The 15,818-nt window shown below is 64.0% G+C and carries 14 protein-coding genes; 8 read left to right on the top strand and 6 right to left on the bottom strand.

What is annotated here, in order from left to right; genetic code table 11:
- The first annotated feature begins 124 nt into the window (after positions 1-124).
- From fdhD to CAG44_RS09085, 3 genes are all read left to right on the top strand, one after another.
- Positions 125-955 (top strand): formate dehydrogenase accessory sulfurtransferase FdhD, encoded by an 831-nt coding sequence (fdhD, locus tag CAG44_RS09095; RefSeq protein WP_085691967.1) that lies wholly within the window; start codon positions 125-127, stop codon positions 953-955.
- 5 nt (positions 956-960) lie between these two features.
- On the top strand, positions 961-3,306 hold the full coding sequence (locus CAG44_RS09090) for an FdhF/YdeP family oxidoreductase (protein WP_085691966.1): 2,346 nt from the start codon (positions 961-963) through the stop codon (positions 3,304-3,306).
- A gap of 318 nt (positions 3,307-3,624) precedes the next feature.
- Positions 3,625-4,107, top strand: coding sequence for a glycine zipper domain-containing protein (locus tag CAG44_RS09085; RefSeq protein WP_025337335.1), 483 nt, complete (start codon positions 3,625-3,627; stop codon positions 4,105-4,107).
- A 55-nt stretch (positions 4,108-4,162) separates the two neighbouring features.
- Here the strand turns inward: CAG44_RS09085 and CAG44_RS09080 are convergent, their stop codons facing one another.
- The 3 genes from CAG44_RS09080 to hslO all read right to left on the bottom strand — a co-directional run bounded on the left by CAG44_RS09080 (position 4,163) and on the right by hslO (position 7,488).
- On the bottom strand, positions 4,163-4,603 hold the full coding sequence (locus CAG44_RS09080) for a thioesterase family protein (protein ID WP_085691965.1): 441 nt from the start codon (positions 4,601-4,603) through the stop codon (positions 4,163-4,165).
- 264 nt (positions 4,604-4,867) lie between these two features.
- Positions 4,868-6,409, bottom strand: coding sequence for a phosphoenolpyruvate carboxykinase (locus CAG44_RS09075; protein ID WP_085691964.1), 1,542 nt, complete (start codon positions 6,407-6,409; stop codon positions 4,868-4,870).
- A gap of 179 nt (positions 6,410-6,588) precedes the next feature.
- Positions 6,589-7,488 (bottom strand): Hsp33 family molecular chaperone HslO, encoded by a 900-nt coding sequence (gene hslO, locus CAG44_RS09070; RefSeq protein WP_015268604.1) that lies wholly within the window; start codon positions 7,486-7,488, stop codon positions 6,589-6,591.
- Positions 7,489-7,609: 121 nt separating this feature from the next.
- Between hslO and CAG44_RS09065 the strand changes: the two genes are divergently transcribed.
- Positions 7,610-8,404 (top strand): phosphatase PAP2 family protein, encoded by a 795-nt coding sequence (locus tag CAG44_RS09065; RefSeq protein ID WP_085591834.1) that lies wholly within the window; start codon positions 7,610-7,612, stop codon positions 8,402-8,404.
- A gap of 127 nt (positions 8,405-8,531) precedes the next feature.
- Here CAG44_RS09065 and CAG44_RS09060 read toward each other — a convergent pair whose 3' ends face one another.
- Positions 8,532-8,933, bottom strand: a complete 402-nt coding sequence (locus CAG44_RS09060; RefSeq protein ID WP_013970457.1) for an RNA-binding S4 domain-containing protein — start codon at positions 8,931-8,933, stop codon at positions 8,532-8,534.
- Positions 8,934-9,042: 109 nt separating this feature from the next.
- On the opposite strand from CAG44_RS09060, the gene CAG44_RS09055 reads away from it, so the two are divergent.
- Together CAG44_RS09055 and rimK are read left to right on the top strand one after the other, a co-directional pair.
- Positions 9,043-9,525, top strand: coding sequence for an ATP-dependent zinc protease (locus CAG44_RS09055; RefSeq protein ID WP_085691963.1), 483 nt, complete (start codon positions 9,043-9,045; stop codon positions 9,523-9,525).
- Positions 9,522-10,427, top strand: coding sequence for a 30S ribosomal protein S6--L-glutamate ligase (rimK, locus tag CAG44_RS09050; RefSeq protein WP_015268602.1), 906 nt, complete (start codon positions 9,522-9,524; stop codon positions 10,425-10,427). The genes CAG44_RS09055 and rimK overlap by 4 nt, the downstream gene beginning before the upstream one ends.
- A 124-nt stretch (positions 10,428-10,551) precedes the next feature.
- On the opposite strand, the gene CAG44_RS09045 is transcribed toward rimK, so the two are convergent.
- Together CAG44_RS09045 and ompR are read right to left on the bottom strand one after the other, a co-directional pair.
- On the bottom strand, positions 10,552-11,865 hold the full coding sequence (locus CAG44_RS09045) for an ATP-binding protein (RefSeq protein WP_085691962.1): 1,314 nt from the start codon (positions 11,863-11,865) through the stop codon (positions 10,552-10,554).
- Between the two features lie 13 nt (positions 11,866-11,878).
- Positions 11,879-12,619, bottom strand: coding sequence for a two-component system response regulator OmpR (gene ompR, locus CAG44_RS09040; RefSeq protein WP_012270052.1), 741 nt, complete (start codon positions 12,617-12,619; stop codon positions 11,879-11,881).
- Positions 12,620-12,836: 217 nt separating this feature from the next.
- Here ompR and CAG44_RS09035 point away from each other — a divergent pair, with 217 nt between their 5' ends.
- Positions 12,837-15,161, top strand: coding sequence for a Tex family protein (locus tag CAG44_RS09035; protein WP_025337330.1), 2,325 nt, complete (start codon positions 12,837-12,839; stop codon positions 15,159-15,161).
- On the top strand, positions 15,161-15,544 hold the full coding sequence (locus tag CAG44_RS09030; protein WP_003257433.1) for a PaaI family thioesterase: 384 nt from the start codon (positions 15,161-15,163) through the stop codon (positions 15,542-15,544). Before CAG44_RS09035 ends, CAG44_RS09030 begins: the two co-directional genes overlap by 1 nt.
- The last annotated feature ends 274 nt before the right edge of the window (positions 15,545-15,818 follow it).

Here is a 15,818-nt window from a genome sequence, read left to right as displayed (position 1 = left end):
CCCATGCGACCAATCGACGCGGTCTATCAAGGCATAGACCCTAGCGATTAGACGCCGCCGGCCCGCACGCCTAGGCTTGTGCTATCTGAAAGCTGCCGATAGCCCCGATGAAAAGTCAGCCCCGATGAACAGCAAACCTCCGGTCTGCGCGGCCTCATCGCCCTTGACCATGCCCGCCGCCAGCAATACCTACGATTACGTCCAGCTCAATGACGCCAGACGCGACAGCACGCCCCTGGCCGAAGAAGTGGCCCTGGCCATTGTCTACAACGGCCTGAACCAGGCGGTGATGCTGGTCAGCCCCACCGACCTGGAAGACTTCGCCGTCGGCTTCAGTGTCGGCAGCGGCATAGTGGAAGGCACCACGGAAATCTACGACCTGAAACTCTCCGGCAGCGGCTCGGCAATGTATGCCGACCTGGAGATTTCCAGCCGTGCGTTCTGGAACCTGAAAAACCAGCGCCGCCAGCTGGCCGGCACCAGTGGTTGCGGCCTGTGCGGGGTCGAAGCGCTGGAGCAGGCACTGCCAGAGCTGGCCAAGTTGCCTGGCGCAGCCTTGCCACCGGCGCAATGGCTGGTCGGCCTGCGTGAGCGCATCGATGCCTTCCAGCCCCTCGGCCAGCACTGCGGCGCGGTGCATGCGGCGCTGTTCATGGACCGCCACGGCGAACTGCTGCTCGGCCGCGAAGACATCGGCCGGCACAACGCCCTCGACAAGCTGATCGGCGCCTTGCTGCGCCAAGGCATCGACAGCCAGGGTGGCCTGGCCATCGTCACCAGCCGCTGCAGCCTGGAGCTGATCCAGAAGGTGCTGCGGGCCGGTATCCAGACCCTGGTCAGCCTGTCGGCGCCCACCGGCCTTGCCCTGCAATGGGCGCGCAAGCACAACCTCAACCTTATCCATCTGCCCAAGCACAGCGCACCGCGGGTCTACAGCCCAGCGGCGGAGTCGTAACAGTCGTGACCTCGTACCAACACCTCCCGGACAACGCCCCAGCCTCCTCCCCTCGCTACAAGCCCTACCACGGCCCCGCCGGTGGCTGGGGCGCGCTGCGCAGCGTGGCCAAGGCCTGGGTTGGCAGCGATAACGCGCTGAAGAACATTCGCGCACTGCTCAAGACCAACCAGAACGGCGGCTTCGATTGCCCCGGCTGCGCCTGGGGCGACTCGCCGGAAAGCGGCATGGTCAAGTTCTGCGAGAACGGTGCCAAGGCAGTGAACTGGGAGGCGACCAAGCGCCGCGTCGATGCCGCCTTTTTCGCCCGCTACAGCGTCACGTCGCTACTGCAGCAGAGCGACTACTGGCTGGAGTACCAGGGGCGCCTGACCGAGCCGATGGTCTATGACGCGTCCAGCGACCGCTACCAGCCGATCAGCTGGGACGCCGCCTTCACCCTGATCGCCCGCGAGCTGAACAAGCTGGCCAGCCCTGACCAGGCCGAGTTCTACACTTCGGGGCGCGCCAGCAACGAAGCGGCGTACCTGTACCAGTTGTTCGTGCGTGCCTACGGCACCAACAACTTCCCCGACTGCTCGAACATGTGCCACGAGGCCAGCGGCGTGGCCCTGGGGCAAAGCGTCGGGGTCGGCAAGGGCACCGTCACCTTCGACGACTTCGAGCACGCCGACGCGATTTTCGTCTGGGGCCAGAACCCTGGTACCAACCACCCGCGCATGCTCGACCCGCTGCGCGATGCGGTAAAGCGCGGCGCCCAGGTGGTGTGCATCAACCCGCTCAAGGAGCGTGGCCTGGAGCGCTTCCAGCACCCGCAGAACCCGCTGGAAATGCTGACCAACAGCGACCGGCCGACCAACACCGCATTCTTCCGCCCGGCCCTGGGCGGCGACATGGCGCTGCTGCGCGGCATGGCCAAGTTCGTCCTGCAATGGGAACGCGAAGCCCAGGCCAACGGCGAACCGGCAGTCTTCGACCACGCCTTCATCGCCGAACATGGCCATGGCGTCGACGACTACCTGGCGGTAGTGGATGCCACCTCGTGGGAGCACATCCAGGCCCAGTCCGGCTTGGCGCTGGCCGACATCGAACTGGCCGCGCGCATGTACTGCCGTGGCAAGCGGGTGATCATGTGCTGGGCGATGGGCATTACCCAGCACCGCCACTCGGTGCCGACCATCCAGGAAATCGTCAACCTGCAGATGCTGCGCGGCAATATCGGCGTGCCAGGCGCAGGCCTGTGCCCGGTGCGTGGTCACAGCAACGTGCAGGGTGACCGAACCATGGGCATCAACGAGCGCCCGCCGGTGGCCCTGCTGGACGCCATCGAGCAGCGCTTCGGCTTCCCCGTGCCCCGGCACAACGGCCACAACACTGTCGAGGCGATCCACGCCATGCTCGACGGCCGGGCCAAGGTATTCATCGGCCTGGGCGGCAACTTCGCCCAAGCAACGCCGGACACCGAGCGCACCGCCCAGGCACTGCGCAACTGCGAGCTGACCGTGCACATCAGCACCAAGCTCAACCGCAGCCACCTGGTGCACGGCAAGCAGGCACTGATCCTGCCGTGCCTGGGGCGCACCGACATCGACCTGCAGGCAGAAGGGCCACAGGCGGTAACGGTAGAGGACTCGTTCAGCATGGTCCACGCCTCCAATGGCCAGCTCAAGCCGCTGTCGACGCAGATGCGCTCGGAGCCAGCGGTCATCGCCGGTATCGCCGCCGCCACCCTGGGCAAGAAGCCCGTGGACTGGCACTGGCTGGTGGCTGACTACGACCGTATCCGCGAGCTGATCGGCGACACCATCGCTGGCTTCAGCGGCTTCAACCAGCGTCTGCGCGAGCCGGGCGGTTTCTACCTGGGCAACAGCGCTACCAGCCGCGAATGGAATACCAGCACCGGCCGCGCCAACTTCAAGGCCAACCTGCTGCCCGACACGCTGCTCGACGAGCGTGTACGCGCCAGCGGCCAGGTGCCTGACCTGATCATGCAGTCAATGCGCTCGCACGATCAGTACAACACCACCATCTACGGCCTGGACGACCGCTACCGCGGCGTGCGTGGCCAGCGCGAGGTGCTGTTCGCCAACGAAGCCGACATCATCCGCCTGGGCTTCCAGCCGGGGCAGCAGGTCGACATCGTGTCGTTGTGGGGGGATGAGCATGTGCGCCGTGTGCATGGCTTCACCCTGCTGGCCTTCGACATCCCGGCCGGGCAGGCGGCGGCGTACTACCCGGAGGTGAACCCGCTGGTGCCGCTGGAAAGCATTGGCGATGGCAGCCATACGCCGACGTCGAAATTCATTGCCATCAAGCTGGAGCGGGCGCGGGACGACGGGCGCATCCTGTAGGAACGGTGTTGGCCTCTTCGCGGGCATGCCCGCTCCCACAGGAGTTCCACATGTTTCGATTCCTGTGCTGTACCTGTGGGAGCGGGCGTGCCCGCGAAGAGGCCGGAAGCCGTGCCGCCAAAAACGAAAAAAGCCCTGTTCCATAGCGGTTCAGGGCTTCGTCATAAAGGTCTCAGACAGCGAAAAAACGATAAAGTTTCACAGTAAATACAGTAAGTTAGAGAATTGTGTACAACTCGTGTTACTCGTCGGATTTCCGTTGCCAGGCGTGCCTGCAAGGCTCAAAAATCGCCTCGTCATCCTTATGAGGCTCTCTTGATGAAGAAGTACTCCTCGATACTGTTGTTGTCTTTCAGCTTGCTCAGCGGCGTTGCCATGGCAGGCGGCACCACCGAGGCCGGCATTGGCGGCGCATTGGGTGGGGTACTGGGCTCCGTGGTGGGCAACTCCATCGGTGGTAGCACCGGCGGCGCCATTGGTGCCGGCCTGGGCGGCGCGGCTGGCGGTGCCCTGGGTGCCGACAAGCGTCAACGTGGGGAAGCCGCTATCGGCGGCGCGCTGGGCGCAGCAGGCGGTAACGTGGTCGGTCGCTCCGTGGGCGGCACTACCGGTAGCTACATTGGCGCAGCAGCCGGCGGTGGTGCCGGTGGCGCACTGGGTAACTACATGGGTAAAGAGGCCGACAGAGACGATTACCACGAAGGCCGCCGCTACCGTCGTGGTTATGACGACGACCGCCGCCACTGGGACCGTGGCCACCACTACGGCCATCGCAAGCACAAGCGCCACTGGCGCGACTAACGCCTGAGGGCCTTGCCCCGGCAACAAAAGCCCCGCCCCTGCCAGCGGGGCTTTTTTATGCCTGCTGTTCCAGCAGCAAACCAGACAGGATCACCTGCAGCGCTTCTGGCAATGCCGCTGGCCGGCCACTGGCGCGTTCGATGAACACCTGCACCACCGTGCCTGCCGCACACGCCTCCGGCTCGCCTGGGCGGAACAGGGCCAGGCGGTACTCCACCGTACTGCCCGCCAGGCGTGCCACCCCCAGCCCCACTTCCAGCACGTCCGGGAAGCCTGGCAGCGCGTAGAAATCCGCCGCCGCACTGACCACGAATGCCGCCAGCTCGCCGTCACGCAGGTCCAGCTCGGCCTGCTCGACGAGAAACGCCTGGATGGCGGTTTCGAAGAAGCCATGCACGGTGGCACCGGCGATGTGGCCGTTCAGGTCATTGTCCTGGGGGCGGGTGAGGATGGGGTGGAAGTGGGAGAAGGCAGTGCGCTGAGGGGATTCGGTCATCTGGCTGGCTCTTGTCTTCGCAATGGATGCTGACAGTGAAACAGAAAAACCGGATTTCTGCTGCCCGCTATCCCCTGTGGGAGCGGCCTTGTGTCGCGAAAGGGGTGCGAAGCGCCCCCGGGGAATTGGGCATCACGCTGATATTGCCGGGGCCGCTTTGCGACCCTTTCGCGACACAAGGCCGCTCCCTCAATGACCGCGCTAACTCACAGGAACAAAAAAGCCGCCCCAAGGGGCGGCTTTCTCGTTGCAGGCGGGTGCAGCTTACAGCTGCGGGCCAGCGGCCTTGATGGCGTCGGAAACTTCGAACTTCTTGAAGTTTTCGATGAACAGCTTGGCCAGGCCTTTGGCGGCCTCGTCGTAGGCAGCCTTGTCAGCCCAGTTGGTGCGCGGGTTGAGCAGCTCGGTATCAACGCCCGGAACGGCCTTCGGCACGTTCAGGTTGATGATGTCCAGGTGCTCGGTTTCGGCACCGATCAGCGCGCCGCTCTGGATCGCAGCGATCACGGCACGGGTGGTCGGGATGCTGAAGCGCTTGCCAACGCCGTAGCCACCGCCGGTCCAGCCGGTGTTGACCAGGTAGACCTTCGAGTCGAAGCCCTTGATACGCTTGATCAGCAGCTCGGCGTACTCGCCAGCCGGGCGCGGGAAGAACGGTGCGCCGAAGCAGGTGGAGAAGGTCGACTTGATGCCGCTGCCCGAACCCATTTCGGTGGAACCGACCAGCGCGGTGTAGCCGGACAGGAAGTGGTAGGCCGCCTGCTCGTTGTTCAGGATCGAAACCGGAGGCAGAACACCAGTCAGGTCGCAGGTCAGGAAGATGACTGCGTTCGGCTCGCCGCCCAGGTTCGCTTCGGAACGCTTGGCAACGTGCTCCAGCGGGTAGGCCGCACGGCTGTTCTGGGTCAGGCTGACATCGGTGTAGTCGGCGTGCTTGTTGGCGTCGAGTACGACGTTTTCCAGCACGGCGCCATGCTTGATGGCTTTCCAGATGACCGGCTCGTTCTTCTCGGACAAGTCGATGCACTTGGCGTAGCAACCGCCTTCGATGTTGAAGACCACGCCCTCGCCCCAGCCGTGCTCGTCGTCACCGATCAGGTAACGGCTTTCGTCGGCCGACAGGGTGGTCTTGCCGGTGCCGGACAGGCCGAAGAACAGGGTCACATCGCCCGCTTCGCCGATGTTGGCGGCGCAGTGCATTGGCAGCACGTCGGCAGCCGGCAGCAGGAAGTTCTGCACCGAGAACATGGCTTTCTTCATTTCGCCGGCGTAGCGCATGCCAGCGATCAGCACCTTCTTCTGGGCGAAGTTGATGATCACGCAACCATCGGAGTTGGTGCCGTCACGCTCAGGCTCGCACACGAAGTTGGCGACGTTGAGGACCTGCCACTCGCCACGGCCAGCCGGGTTGTACTGCTCCGGGTTGATGAACAGGCAACGACCGAACAGGTTCTGCCAGGCAGTCTGGGTGGTCATCTTCACCGGCAGGTAGTGCTCGGCGGCCGCCCCTACGTGAACGTAGGAAACGAAGTGATCCTGGGCGTTGTTGAACGCCTCGACGCGGTCCCACAGGGCATCGAACTTGTCGGCCGGGAACTTGCGGTTGATCGGGCCCCAGGAAATGGCGTCCTGGGTGGAAGGCTCTTCGACGATGAAACGGTCAGCCGGCGAACGGCCAGTACGGTGACCGGTCTCCACGACCAGTGCGCCAGTATCGGCTAGTACGCCTTCACCGCGTTGCAGCGCTTCTTTTACCAGCTCATCGACGCTCAGGTCGGTGTACACGGTGTTGTTGGCTTGCGTCATGAGATACCCCATCCGGCCCGAGGCCGAGTGCTCCAAACGTTTTGTAGTTGTCTTGAAAAAACTACTACAGCGAAAAAAGTGGCCGGATTATGCCAGAAACGCCCAAAAAAAGTAGGCCCCTCCTGTCAGAACTGCGCTTTTGCGCAATTCGACAGGAGATTGTCCTGTAGTTAAACGTTTCAGTGACGAGTTTCTGAGGCTACGTCAGTGCCGCCACCGGCAAACAGTTGCGCCACATCGCTGGCGTCGAAGAAATAGCGCTCGTTGCAGAACTGGCAATCGATCTCCACCTGCCCGCCGCATTCTTCCACCAGCGCCTTGGCATCGTGCTCGCCCAAACTGACCAGCGCATTGCCGGAACGTTCGCGCGAGCAACTGCAATTGAAGCGCAGCGGCTGGATATCGAACAGGCGCACGGCATCTTCGTGGTACAGGCGGTGCAGCAGGGTTTCGTTGTCCAGCGCCCACTCATCAGCCTTGAGCGTGGTGGCCAATGCCACAACGTGCTGCCAGCTTTCTTCACGCTCTTCATCGTCCGGCTGGCGATCGCGCGGCAGTTGCTGCAGCAGCAGGCCACGGGCCTTGCCGCCTTCGGCGTTGAGCCAGAAGCGCGTGTTGAGCTGTTGCGACTGGACGAAGTAGTTGGTGAAGCACTCCGACAGGGTGGCGCCGTCGAGGTCGACGGTGCCCTGGTAGCGCTGGCCCTTGACCGGATCGATGGTCAGGGTCAGGTGGCCGTCGGGCATCAGCTGCGACAGGGTCGCATCCGCCGGGATCTGGTCCGCTTCGTAGCGGGCCATGCCACGGATGTCCCGGTCACCGGAACATTCGACCATCAACAGCGGGATCGGCCCTGCGGAACGCGCCTGCAGAATCAGCAGGCCGTCGAACTTCAGCGCCCCCACCAGCAAGGCGGTGGCGGCCATCAGCTCGCCCAGCAGTGCCTGCACCGGCTGCGGGTACTCATGACGCGCCAGCACCGCGGCGTAGCTGTCATCGAGAGACACCCACTCGCCGCGCACATCGCGCTCGTCGAAGATGAAACGTTGGGTGAAATCGGTATCAGGCAAGTCGCTCATAGGTTTTGGCTATCTGAAAATGATGACAAAATGGTTACAAGGGTTGTCGGAAAACATCCGAGAACCCCGTGACAGAGCGCTCACAAGGCGCTCCGATTCCTGTTTGCAATAGAGGTATTTTATGGACAATCGACCACTGTTCCAAGCAAGGTGGTCCTGGGGGCCATTGGCAGCCTGTACGCTGCTTCCTATCGCTCTACTGTGTTTCTGGTTATGGCCCATTGGCCAGATCTTGTGCCTGACTTTCGACGAGTGGCTGTTCCACAGCCTGAATGCGCCGCTGGCCGACAACACCACCTGGCGCTACATCTGGACCGTCGGTAGCCTGCGCCCATTCGACATCGTCGTCGGCCTGATCCTTCTGGCAGTGCTTATCCGTGGCGACTGGGTGTTCAAGGCAACCCAGGTGCGCCAGGCCTTTTTCGGCTTCCTGGTCACGCTAATCCTCTTAGTGGTGATTCGCGCGCTGTTTTCCAAGTGGGTGGATGCAGCCGGCTGGCAGCACAAGAGCCCGTCGATGATGTTCGACGAGGTGGTGCACCTCAGCGACTACTATCCGAACCTGGAGGCGGCCTGGGAGCTCAAGGACCGTTCCAGCAAGAGTTTCCCGGGGGATCATGCCTCGGTGCTGCTGGTCTGGGCGCTGTTCATGAGCGTGTTCAGCCGCCGCCTGGTGCAGTACCTGGTGGTCTGGGGGTTGGCGGTATTGTTCATGTTGCCGCGCCTGGTGGCCGGTGCCCACTGGGGGCAGGATGACTACATCGGCGGGCTGCTGATGGCGGTGCTGGCGTTGGGCTGGAGCTGTTTCACGCCGCTGGCGGCCAAGGGGAGTGCGGTGCTGATGCGCTGGACGGCGCCGTTGTTCGCGATCGCGGCCAAGTTACCGTTGGTCGGGCGCTTGGCGGTGACCCGCTAGATCCTTGGGGCTACTGCGTAGCCCATCGCGACACAAGGCCGCTCCTACAGGGATTGCACAAGTTTCAGGGCTTGCGCAGTACCTGTGGGAGCTGGCTTGCCGGCGATGGGCCGCAAAGCGGCCCCGGCTATTCGAAGCTCCCATGCAACTGGTGAATCTGCCGCCGCTGCTTCTTGGTCGGCCGCCCATCGGTGGTCACGCCCATCGCCCCGGCCTTGCGCAGTTCCGCCGCCTGCTCACGCCGGCGCACGCTGTCCTCGGTCTCCTCGTACAACGTCTGCGCCTCTGGCGCCCCACGCCGCACCACCGACAGAGCCTTCACCACCACGGTGCGCTCGTCGAACCCGGTGCGCAGCACGAACTCGTCACCCACCCGCGGCTCCTTGCCCGGCTTGCAGCGCTCACCCCGGCAATGCACCTTGCCGCTCTCGATCGCCGCCTTGGCCAGCGCGCGGGTCTTGTAGAAGCGTGCCGCCCACAGCCATTTGTCCAGGCGGACCTTGTCGTCGTCTTCGGCTTTTTGTGCCATCCCGTTACCTCGAACGCTGTGTTTCATCGAACTGTACTACCGTAACGATCGGATGCAAAAAATCCCCGCCGTGCTTACAGTTCACCACCTCATCCGCAGGGTGCGTTCCGTGAAGACATTTGACCATTTGACTGTGATCGGCCTGCGCGAGTGGGTCGCCCTGCCCGACCTTGGCGTGGCCGGGCTGCGCGCCAAGATCGACACTGGCGCCAGCACCTCCAGCCTGCACGCCACCGAGGTGGAACCGTTCGAGCGCGACGGCCGGCCCTGGGTCCGCTTCACCGCACACCTGGGCTCGGTGGTGCAGTTGCGCCACCGCCGCTGCGAAGCACCGCTGGTGACCATGAAAACCATCAAGAGCTCCAACGGCCAGGCCCAGACCCGCTATGTCATCCGCACGTCACTGGCCCTGGGCGATGGTGTGTGGGAGGTGGAGTTCACCCTGGCCTGCCGCAAGAACATGCGTTATCGCCTGTTGCTGGGTTCCAAGGCCCTGATCCATGGCCAGCTGGTGGTCAACCCTGGCCTCAAATACGTACAAGACAAACCGGCCTTCCCGGCCACCCTTTCTCCTGTCACAGGTGCTGCATGAAGATCGCTGTGCTGTCGCGCAATCCGCGTCTGTATTCCACCCGCCGCCTGGTCGAAGCCGGTACCCAGCGGGGCCACGAAATGGTGGTGATCGATACCCTGCGGGCCTACATGAACATTGCCAGCCACAAGCCGCAGATCCACTACCGCGGCAAGCCGCTGGAAGGCTTCGACGCGGTGATCCCGCGCATCGGTGCCTCGGTGACCTTCTATGGCTGCGCGGTGCTGCGCCAGTTCGAGATGATGGGCGTGTATCCGCTCAACGAGTCGGTAGCGATAGCCCGCTCCCGCGACAAGCTGCGCTCGCTGCAACTGCTGTCGCGGCGCGGCATCGGCCTGCCGATTACCGGCTTCGCCCACTCGCCGGACGACATCCCCGACCTGATCCAGATGGTCAACGGCGCCCCGCTGGTGATCAAGGTGCTGGAAGGTACACAGGGCATCGGCGTGGTGCTGTGCGAAACCACCAAGGCCGCCGAATCGGTGATCGAGGCGTTCATGGGGTTGAAGCAGAACATCATGGTGCAGGAATACATCAAGGAAGCGGGTGGCGCGGATATCCGCTGCTTCGTGGTCGGCGACAAGGTCATCGCGTCGATGAAGCGCCAGGCCAAGCCGGGGGAATTCCGCTCCAACCTGCACCGCGGTGGGGTGGCCAGCCTGATCAAGATCACCCCGGAAGAACGCATGACCGCCATTCGCGCGGCCAAGGTGATGGGCTTGAGTGTGGCGGGTGTGGATATCCTGCGCTCCAACCATGGGCCGCTGGTGATGGAGGTGAACTCGTCGCCGGGGCTGGAGGGGATTGAAGTGACCACCGGCAAGAACGTGGCCGGCATGATTATCGAGCATCTCGAGAAGAATGGTGGGCCTAATCAGACTCGGACCAAGGGTAAGGGCTGATTCAAGCCTGTACCGGCCCTATCGCCGGCAAGCCAGCTCCCACAGGATTACCACGACCTTCAGGCTTGTGGATTACCTGTGGGAGCTGGCTTGCCGGCGATAGGGCCGATGCAGCCAACCAGATTCATACAGCATTACGCGGCAGCAACAGCCCCAAAGGCAACCGTACCCGCGCCTCGATCCCGCCACCAGAGCGGTTGCGCAGTTCCACATTCCCACCATGCTGCGCCGCAATCCGCTTGACGATCGCCAGCCCCAGCCCGGTGCCCTTGCCACCCCGGGCCCGGTCACCACGAATGAACGGGTTGAAGATGGTCTCCAGCTCCGACTCGTCGATCCCCGCCCCGCGGTCCAGCACGCTCAGCACCACATACGGCGCACTCTCGTCGCCCGACACATAGGCGGCCACCTCTACCCCCTTGCCGGCGTGGTGCAGGGCATTGCCGATCAGGTTGCCCAGCATGCGCTTGAGCGAAACCCGGCGCAGCGGGAACGGTGGGATCGGCTCCAGGCACAGCCGCACCCGTTCTTCCGGCTGGTTGTACGGCGCCACCACTTCGCGCACCAGGTCGGCCAGGTCGACCTCCTCAACCGGCTCGTCACGGCCATCGCGGATAAAGGCCAGGAACTGGTCGAGGATCGCGTCCATGTCCTCGATATCGCGGACCATGTCGTCACTCAGTTCGCTGTCGCTGTCCAGCAACGACAACGACAGGCGCAGGCGCGTCAGCGGTGTGCGCAGGTCGTGGGAAACCCCGGCCAGCATCAGCTCGCGCTCGCGCCCGGCTTGCTCGACATCCTCGGCCATCTGGTTGAAGGCCTTGTACACCTCGGTCATCTCGCTGGGCGTATCGCTGATCGGCAGGCGCACGCTGCGCCCCTGGCCCAACTGCCGGGCGGCGAACACCAGGCGTTTGAGCGGCTGGTTCAGCTGGCGCACGAAGATCCAGGCCGAAGCTGTGGACAACAGGCCGATGGCCAGGAACCAACCCAGCACGTTCCAGATCTTCTGCCCACGCAGCGGGTGCGGGTACAGCGGAACCTTCAACCAGCCCGGGCCCAGGCTCGGCGCATTGACCCACAACGCCGGCGGCGCATGAATGCGCAGCCGTACCTCGGTGTCTTCGCCCAACTCGGCCTGCATCTGCCGTTGGTAGATTTCGCTGTAGGGCCAGTGCTGCTCACCCTCGGGCACGCCCGAGCCGGTGACCCGGATAAGGCCTGCCGCTTCGGCGATCTTGTCGCGGTTTTCTTCGTCGGCCGCCCAATAGGCGCGCAGGGTCAGCGCAACACCGTGGCTGTACTGACGGTCGACCAGCACGTCCTCGTTCATCAACAGGTAGACTAGGGTCAAGGCCTTGGAGAACAGGACGACGATCAACACCAGCCACAGGGTGCGGGCGAAGAAACTTTGCGGAAACCAGAGCGGTGTTTTCATCGACGGCGCGGCATCATTTACCGGCGTTTCCGTCCGGCACGAACACGTAGCCCACGCCCCACACGGTCTGGATATAACGCGGCTTGGACGGGTCCGGCTCGATCATGCGGCGCAGACGCGAAATCTGCACGTCGATGGAGCGTTCCAGCGCATCCCATTCGCGGCCACGCGCCAGGTTCATCAGCTTGTCGCGGGTCAGCGGCTCGCGTGCGTGCATCACCAGCGCCTTGAGCACGGCGAACTCGCCGGTGGTGAGCATGTGCACTTCGTCGCCACGCTTGAGTTCGCGGGTGGCCAGCGACAGCTCGTAGTCGCCGAAGGTGACCGACTCGTCTTCGCTACCAGGCGCACCCGGCACGCTCGGCGCCTGGCGGCGCAGCACGGCCTTGACCCGGGCCATCAGCTCGTCCGGGTTGAACGGCTTGCCCAGGTAGTCGTCGGCGCCCAGCTCCAGGCCCTTGATACGGCTGAGCTCGTCGCCCTTGGCGGTGAGCATGATGATCGGGATCTGGTTGTTCTGCTGGCGCAGGCGCTTGCACGCCGACAGGCCATCCTCGCCGGGCAGCATCAGGTCGAGCACCACCAGGTTGAACACCTCACGCTGCAGCAGGCGGTCCATCTGCTCGGTGTTGGGCACCGCACGGGCACGGTAGCCCTTGCTGGTGAAGAAACGTTCCAGCAGGCTGCTCAGCCCCGGGTCGTCGTCGACGATGAGAATCTTGTCACCTTCAGCGGTGTTTGGCGTGCCGGTCATGAATAACTCCTCTGATATCGCCGCGCATTATGGCGTAGCCATTGCTGCACGTTGCGTGAGCATTGTTAGCAGATTTTTCCCCCGGCGCCAGTTTCGGCTGGCCGGGCGCCATCACCGCAAGCCGTTTGCGATGGGTATAATGCGCGGCTTTCATCCAGCGCCGCCGGGCGAAAGGCCCACAGGCGACCCCCGTATTCACAAATGTCAGGTGGTTTACATGGACAGCATCAACAGCCGTATCGCCGAGGAACTGGGCGTACGCCCCCAGCAGGTCGAGGCGGCCGTGGGCCTGTTGGACGAAGGCTCGACCGTGCCCTTCATCGCCCGCTACCGCAAGGAAGTGACCGGTAGCCTGGACGACACCCAGCTGCGCCATCTGGAAGAGCGCCTGCGCTACCTGCGCGAACTCGACGAGCGCCGCGCCAGCATCCTGGCCAGCATCGAGGAGCAGGGCAAGCTGACCCCGGAACTGGCCCGCGAGATCAAGCTGGCCGATACCAAGACCCGCCTCGAAGACCTGTACCTGCCGTACAAGCAAAAGCGCCGCACCAAGGGCCAGATCGCCCTGGAAGCCGGCCTCGGCGAGCTGGCCGACGGCCTGTTCAACAACCCAGACCTGGCCCCGGAAAGCGAAGCCGCACGCTTCGTCAACGCCGACAAGGGCGTGGCCGACGTCAAGGCCGCGCTGGAAGGCGCCAAGTACATCCTCATGGAGCGCTTCGCCGAAGACGCCGCCCTGCTCGACAAGCTGCGCAGCTTCCTCAAGCAGGAGTCGGTGCTCAGCGCCCGCGTCGTGCCTGGCAAGGAAGAAGAAGGCGCCAAGTTCCGCGACTACTTCGCCCATGACGAACTGCTGCGCAACGCTCCGTCGCACCGCGCCCTGGCAATTTTCCGCGGGCGTAACGAAGGCGTGCTGAGCGCCTCGCTGAAAGTCGGCGAAGAACTGCCCGGCACTCTGCACCCGTGCGAACTGATGATCGGCAACCACGTCGGCATCGAGAACCGCAACCGCCCGGCCGACAAGTGGCTGGGCGAAGTGGTGCGCTGGACCTGGAAGGTCAAGCTCTACACCCACCTGGAAACCGACCTGTTCGGCGAGCTGCGCGACAACGCCGAAGGCGAGGCGATCAATGTGTTCGCCCACAACCTGCACGACCTGCTGCTGGCCGCCCCGGCCGGCCCGCGTGCCACCCTGGGCTTCGACCCGGGCCTGCGCACCGGCTGCAAGATCGCCGTGGTCGATGCCACCGGCAAGCTGCTGGACCACACCACGGTCTACCCGCACGCGCCGAAGAACGACTGGGACCGCACCATTTCGATCATGGCTGCACTGTGCGCCAAGCACTCGGTGGAGCTGATCGCCATCGGCAACGGCACCGCCAGCCGCGAAAGCGACAAGCTGGTGGCGGAGCTGGTCAAGAAGTACCCGGCGCTGAAGATCACCAAGATCATGGTCTCCGAGGCTGGCGCTTCGGTGTATTCCGCATCGGAACTGGCCGCCCGCGAATTCCCGGACCTGGACGTGTCGATCCGTGGCGCCGTGTCGATTGCCCGCCGCCTGCAGGACCCGCTGGCCGAACTGGTGAAGATCGACCCGAAATCCATCGGTGTCGGCCAATATCAGCACGATGTGTCCCAGCTGAAACTGGCGCGCGGCCTGGACGCCGTGGTCGAGGACTGCGTGAACGCCGTGGGCGTGGACGTCAACACCGCCTCGGTGGCGCTGCTGACGCGCATCTCCGGCCTCAACGCCACCCTGGCGCAGAACATCGTCGCCCATCGCGATGCCAACGGCCCGTTCGCCACTCGTGCTGCGCTGAAAAAGGTCAGCCGCCTGGGTGAGAAAACCTTCGAACAGGCCGCCGGCTTCCTGCGCGTGATGAACGGCGACAACCCGCTGGACGCCTCCGCGGTTCACCCCGAGGCCTACCCGCTGGTGCAGCGCATTGCCGCCGACACCGACCGCGACATCCGCTCGCTGATCGGTGATAGCAGCTTCCTCAAGCGCCTGGACCCGAAGAAATTCACCGATGAAACCTTCGGTCTGCCGACCGTCACCGACATCCTGCAGGAACTGGACAAGCCTGGCCGCGACCCACGCCCCGAGTTCAAGACCGCCACCTTCCAGGACGGCGTCGAGGACCTCAAGGACCTGGAACCGGGCATGATCCTCGAAGGCGTGGTGACCAACGTCACCAACTTCGGTGCCTTCGTCGACATCGGCGTGCACCAGGACGGCCTGGTGCACATCTCGGCGCTGTCGGAGAAGTTCATCAAGGACCCACGTGAAGCGGTCAAGGCCGGCGACGTGGTCAAGGTCAAGGTCATGGAAGTGGACATCCCGCGCAAACGCGTCGGCCTGTCCATGCGCATGAGCGACACCCCGGGCGAGAAGGTAGACGGCAACCGCGGTGGTAACCGTGGCAATGGCGGCAACCGCCAGCAGCAGGCGCCGCGCCAGCGCGAAACCGCCACTGCGGCACCGGCCAACAACGCCATGGCCGCCCTGTTCGCCAACGCCAAGCAGCTGAAGAAGAAGTGATGGACGTTCCACGCGAATACGTCGAAAGCGCCTTCAGCCAGCTCCTCGGCTGCCGCCTGCAACGCCTGGAAACAGGTGTTGCCGAGGTAGCCCTGGCGCTCGAGCCACACTTGCGCAACCGTGGCCAGAAGCTGCACGGCGGGGCGATCTTCAGCCTGGTGGACATCGCCATGGGCCTGGCCTGCTCGGCCAGCCATGGCTTCGACCAGCAAAGCGTCACCATCGAGTGCAAGATCAACTACATGCGCGCCGTCAGTGACGGCGAGGTGCTGTGCACCGCCCGTGTGCTGCACGCCGGGCGGCGCACCCTGGTGGTCGACGCCGACGTAGTTCAGGGCGACAAGCTGGTGGCGAAAGCGCAAGGAACCTTCGCGGTTCTCTAGCTCACCAAGCGGTATCTGCGGTATTTTCGGCAACAGCCGGGGGCCGCTTCGCGCCCCATCGCCGGCAAGCCGGGCTCCCACAGGTAATCCACAAGCCTGAATATCGTGGTTTACCTGTGGAGCCCGGCTTGCCGGCGATGGGCTGCGAAGCGGCCCCCGAAGTCGGCGCTGCGCAATGCCGGAACCGCGTAAACCAGGCGACAACGCCAGTTCCTTTTCCCACTACCCTTGTAGACCGTCTTTTCTACCCCCATATTGGGGCGACTGACGCGTG

Origin of the sequence: Pseudomonas sp. B13(2017), assembly GCF_002113245.1 — a bacterium.
GTDB classification, from domain to species: Bacteria; Pseudomonadota; Gammaproteobacteria; order Pseudomonadales; family Pseudomonadaceae; genus Aquipseudomonas; species Aquipseudomonas putida_Z.
This window is presented reverse-complemented; position numbering and strand designations above follow the sequence as displayed.

Bases quoted from the DNA above. Each gene is read 5' to 3' on its own strand.
- fdhD (WP_085691967.1), top strand. From the start codon at position 125: ATGAACAGCAAACCTCCGGTCTGCGCGGCCTCATCGCCCTTGACCATG.
- CAG44_RS09085 (WP_025337335.1), top strand. From the start codon at position 3,625: ATGAAGAAGTACTCCTCGATACTGTTGTTGTCTTTCAGCTTGCTCAGC.
- CAG44_RS09080 (WP_085691965.1), bottom strand. From the start codon at position 4,603: ATGACCGAATCCCCTCAGCGCACTGCCTTCTCCCACTTCCACCCCATC.
- CAG44_RS09075 (WP_085691964.1), bottom strand. From the start codon at position 6,409: ATGACGCAAGCCAACAACACCGTGTACACCGACCTGAGCGTCGATGAG.
- hslO (WP_015268604.1), bottom strand. From the start codon at position 7,488: ATGAGCGACTTGCCTGATACCGATTTCACCCAACGTTTCATCTTCGAC.
- CAG44_RS09065 (WP_085591834.1), top strand. From the start codon at position 7,610: ATGGACAATCGACCACTGTTCCAAGCAAGGTGGTCCTGGGGGCCATTG.
- CAG44_RS09060 (WP_013970457.1), bottom strand. From the start codon at position 8,933: ATGGCACAAAAAGCCGAAGACGACGACAAGGTCCGCCTGGACAAATGG.
- rimK (WP_015268602.1), top strand. From the start codon at position 9,522: ATGAAGATCGCTGTGCTGTCGCGCAATCCGCGTCTGTATTCCACCCGC.
- CAG44_RS09045 (WP_085691962.1), bottom strand. From the start codon at position 11,865: ATGAAAACACCGCTCTGGTTTCCGCAAAGTTTCTTCGCCCGCACCCTG.
- ompR (WP_012270052.1), bottom strand. From the start codon at position 12,619: ATGACCGGCACGCCAAACACCGCTGAAGGTGACAAGATTCTCATCGTC.
- CAG44_RS09035 (WP_025337330.1), top strand. From the start codon at position 12,837: ATGGACAGCATCAACAGCCGTATCGCCGAGGAACTGGGCGTACGCCCC.
- CAG44_RS09030 (WP_003257433.1), top strand. From the start codon at position 15,161: ATGGACGTTCCACGCGAATACGTCGAAAGCGCCTTCAGCCAGCTCCTC.